Below are 4,429 nucleotides of genomic sequence, written 5' to 3'. Positions count from 1 at the left end.
GTCGTCTCCTGCCTCAGCCAGAAGTCCGTCAGTGGTTTCACTGACCAGTTTGCCCCAGTACTTGTCGGCAGGGCGGATTTCCACCTGGTCATCCTTGATGTAGATATATACGGGTTTGGCTGCTTTCCCTTCTACAATCACCATGTCATAGCCAGCGAATTTCAGTTCTGCGCCCCAGAAACCTCCGGAGTTGGAAGAGGCAATGGTATTGTTGAGGGGGGATTTGGTAACTACCATGTAACGTCCGGAAGTCGGAGCGGAAGTACCGGTAAGCGGACCGGTAATGAAAAAGATTTTGTTAGCTTCACTCAAAGGATCGATACCAGCCGGAATTTCCTCGGCCAGCATGCGGCCCCCCAGGCCCCGGCCGCCGAGAAAGGCTCTGGCTTTCTCCACCGGCAGGGCTTCGGTGGTGATAGAACCGGTAGTTAAATTGATGCGCAGAATTTTACCCGAATAAGCATTGAACACTGTGCAAACACCTCTTTCTTCATATCTTGTTACAAAGCATTTTTATAAATTTGAATTACATCCTCCAGGGTAGCCTTCCGTGGGTTGGTTAAACTACAGGCATCTTTCATAGCATTTTGAGCCATGACAGGAATATCTTCTTCTTTTACTCCCAGTTCAGTCAGCCCCCGCGGAATCCCAATATCCTGGGACAATTGCACAATTGCCTCCAGCGCCTTGTCAGCCGCAGCGCGCACAGAAAGGCCGGCAATGTTTTCTCCCATTGCTTCAGCAATATCAGCAAACCGCTGCGGATTGGCGATCAGGTTGAACCGTTCTACATGAGGCAAGAGGATAGCATTGCAAACCCCGTGGGGCAGGTTATAAAAACCACCCAGCTGGTGAGCCATCGCATGAACATAACCGAGGCTGGCGTTATTAAACGCCATACCAGCCAAAAACTCAGCATAAGCCATTTTATCCCGGGCCTCAAAGTCATCACCATTTGCTACTGCCCGCCGCAAATACTGGCTAATCAATTTGATGGCCATCAGGGCAGCTGAATCGGTTACCGGAGTAGCCGCCGTGGATACATAGGCTTCCACCGCATGAGTCAAGGCATCCATACCAGTAGCTGCGGTCAATGCCGGTGGCTTTTTCATCATCAGCAACGGGTCGTTAATGGCAACATTCGGAGTACAACGCCAGTCAACGATAGCCATTTTTACATGACGGTCCGTATCAGTGATGATACAAAAACGGGTCATTTCACTGGCAGTACCAGCTGTTGTGTTGACTGCAATCAAGGGAATCATCGGTTTGGTGGATTTATCCACACCTTCATAGTCACGGATGTTCCCGCCATTAGCAGCTACAATACCAATCCCTTTGGCACAGTCATGACTTGAACCTCCACCCAGGGAAACAATCAGGTCACAGCCTTCTTTTTTGAAGAGGTCAACCCCATCATGAACATTTTTATCAGTCGGATTCGGTTTTGCCCCCGGATAAATTACTACTTTAATGCCTTCCTTTTCAATAATGTCACTGATCTCTTTGGCCATGCCTATCTGGTTCAAATAAGCATCAGTAACCAGTAAGACTTTTTTACCCCCCAGAAGCTTTGCCTGTTCACCCACTTTCTGAGCAGCCCCGGCCCCCATTAAATTAACCGTAGGCATAAAATAACCATAAACCTGATGAACAACTGACATCTTTCATTCCTCCTTCCTACTATAATCTTTTACTGGTTGTGTTGGCATTAATCATCTTTTGCAAAATTCATGCCAATTTTCAGAAAAATCCATCAACCTGAATTAACGGCTTTGCTGAACCGAAAAAAAACGAACTGTTCCACAATAAAACAGTTCGTGCCGGTACACTTTGTTCATTTAAGCAAATTGTATTCCTTCAGTTTTCGATACAGGGTAGTTCTGCCCATTCCCAGCAGCCTGGCAGCCGGAGCAATTTTCCCTTTGGTTTTTTGTAATGCCTCGATAATAGCCAGCCTGGTTTTTTCTTCCAATAACGCTCCTTCCTCGACTTTTGTGCTACAAAATAGATTTTGCCGCAGTTCGGGAGGCAAATCCGCTACCGTGATTTGAGGTCCACCGGCTAAAGCAACCATGCCAGTTATAATATTTTCCAATTCCCGCACATTTCCGGGCCAATGGTAAGCAAGTAAATAAGGATATATTTCCCGGTCCACTTCCAGCAAAGGTTTACCCATATTCTGGCAAGCTTTAGAAACAAAATAGGGTACCAGGTCATAGATGTCCTCTATTCGCTCCCGTAGTGGCGGCAGGTTAATGGTAACCACTTTTAAACGATAATACAGATCCAGGCGAAACAAGCCAGTTTTAACCAGTTTTTCTAAATCTTTATGGGTTGCCGCAATTACCCTCACATTAATTTTCCTGACCTTGTGATCACCGATGCGACAAACTTCCCTTTCCTGCAGCAATCTTAACAGAGCCACCTGTACATTGGCAGGCATATCCCCAATTTCATCAAGAAAAATCGTTCCGCCATCAGCCAGTTCAAATTTGCCCGGTTGTCCACCTTTTTTGGCACCGGTAAAAGCGCCTTCAGCATAGCCGAAAAGCTCACTTTCAATCAAATTAGGAGGCAAGGCTGCACAATTTAAGGCTACAAACGGTCCTTCCCGGCGGTCACTCAGCTGATGAATATATCGGGCTATCACTTCTTTACCTGTACCACTTTCCCCCTGAAGCAATACAGAAACATTGACCGCAGCCGCTCTAGCCGCTATATCCAGCACCTGTTTCGATTTGGCACAGTTCCCAACCCAGCAGCTGGACTCTATGGGATCGACATTTGCCCTGGTCAGGTTTAAAACCCCAACGCTACCGAGCAAACGACCTTCAGGGGAAGTAACTCGTATCAGACGGGAATCAATTTCCTTGCCAGCATTGTCTTCAAACTGCAGGTCTAATCTCTTGTGGCTGAACAGGATACTTTTGGTATTATCAAAAACATCTCCTACCGTGTTACCAATTATTTCCTCTCGTCTTTTACCCAGGAGCTGCGCACCCTGCTGGTTAATTTCCTTGATTACCCCTTTGTTGTCTATTACAATAAATCCTTGCCGCAGCATAGCTCCAGCCAGCTGCAATCCTCGCTGACTTATAGCAGCTTCTTTTTGCAATTCAGCAAGAAGCAGGTTTTGTTCGATCATTTTAGCGCCAATCAAGGCTATTTCCAGAAAACGACTATTTCTCTGTCCACTTTCTCCGGATATATCCAGAACCCCTACGATTTTCCCCTGGGGATTACGTACAGGAGCAGCCCAGCAGGATAAAAAATGGTTCTCCTGAACATAATGCTCCCAGCCTAATACTTTTACTGCCGTACCTTCGGAAATTGACGTACCAATGGCATTTGTACCCCTTACGTCTTCTCGCCAGTTGGCTCCCGGTGATAACTGTACTTGTTGTGCTCTGGTCAGAAAAGGCGGATCTCCGACTACTTTTAAAATATAGCCTTCGAAATCACACAAAATGACCATATAATTCTGACCCTGCAGCAAACGATAAATATACGGAAGTACCTGTTCTGCAGCTTGAACTAAACTCTCCTGAGCTTGACAACGCTCACGCAAAAGCGGCGCCGGGAGTATATCAGTATCCTTTACCAGTCGGTAGTTTACTCTTCTTTCTCTGCTCCTCTGCCAGGAACGCAGGATGATCGGTTCTACTCCACTCACTGTATTCTCACCAGCTATAAAGCGCCGCCATTGCTCACTCATCCTCTTTTCACCCACCTTTGCGAATTATTGTCAAAGGAGGACTTCCCGGTCCAGGAAGCCCTCCTTTTCTTCTTATAACCCCAGTTCCTGTCTCCTGGCCGCTGTTGGCACTCCGTTTTCATCCCAGCCCCGCACCTGGTAATAGACAGGCAACAGTTCTGCCAGCCGGTGCACACTGCCCTTGGACGGCCCGTCCGGAATGGGCTCTTCCAGTAAACGCCGGGGCAGGGTATCGTCCTGAGCGGTATAGCCCTCCTGCAGGTTGAACAGGCGCTCATTGTTCCAGATCCGTTCCCCGCAGGCCAGCAGTTGTTCTGCTGTCAGGTTTTCCCCGGTGGCGGCATTATACAGGTCGGCATAATCCTGCGCCCCCAGGGCAAAGGAGGTGAACAGGCACAGCCCCAGGCTGTCGATTACTGCCGTCAGGTCCTGGAATACCTTCACCCATTCCGCTTTCCCCTCCAGGGAGAACCGGTCCAGTTTCTCCGGCAAGCCCAGAATTTCCGGGGAAATCATGTAACCCCGCACATGGCAGCCACCCCGGTTGGAGGTAGCATACTGCAAACCATGGCCCTGCACACCCCGCGGGTCATAGGCCGGCAGTTCCTGCTTCTTGACCGCCATCGCCAGCTCCGGATGGCCATAGGCCTCACACAACCGGGCGGAACCCAGCGCCAGTTTGGCCCCCAGGCCTTCCCCGGCTCCCATCTT

4 protein-coding genes are annotated in these 4,429 nt (G+C 48.8%); all 4 read right to left on the bottom strand.

Annotated features, from left to right (window positions below; all coding sequences use genetic code 11):
* The coding region (locus B5D20_RS13225; RefSeq protein ID WP_278308393.1) for an aldehyde ferredoxin oxidoreductase N-terminal domain-containing protein at window positions 1–471 on the bottom strand (471 nt) is incomplete at its 3' end.
* A 29-nt stretch (window positions 472–500) separates the two neighbouring features.
* Window positions 501–1,664 carry an iron-containing alcohol dehydrogenase gene (locus B5D20_RS13220; protein WP_078666670.1) on the bottom strand — a complete coding sequence of 388 codons (1,164 nt, stop codon included), beginning with the start codon at window positions 1,662–1,664 and terminating at the stop codon, window positions 501–503.
* Window positions 1,665–1,837: 173 nt separating this feature from the next.
* Window positions 1,838–3,718: a sigma-54-dependent Fis family transcriptional regulator gene (locus tag B5D20_RS13215; protein ID WP_078666669.1), complete on the bottom strand. Its 1,881-nt coding sequence runs from the start codon at window positions 3,716–3,718 to the stop codon at window positions 1,838–1,840.
* Window positions 3,719–3,790: 72 nt separating this feature from the next.
* The coding region (locus B5D20_RS13210) for an aldehyde ferredoxin oxidoreductase C-terminal domain-containing protein (protein WP_200803517.1) at window positions 3,791–4,429 on the bottom strand (639 nt) is incomplete at its 5' end.

Source organism: Carboxydocella sporoproducens DSM 16521 (assembly GCF_900167165.1).
Classification (GTDB): Bacteria; Bacillota.
The sequence above is the reverse complement of the archived record's forward strand: the minus strand, read 5'-3'. Positions and strand labels throughout refer to the sequence as shown.

Bases quoted from the DNA above. Each gene is read 5' to 3' on its own strand.
- B5D20_RS13220 (WP_078666670.1), bottom strand. From the start codon at position 1,664: ATGTCAGTTGTTCATCAGGTTTATGGTTATTTTATGCCTACGGTTAAT.
- B5D20_RS13215 (WP_078666669.1), bottom strand. From the start codon at position 3,718: ATGAGTGAGCAATGGCGGCGCTTTATAGCTGGTGAGAATACAGTGAGT.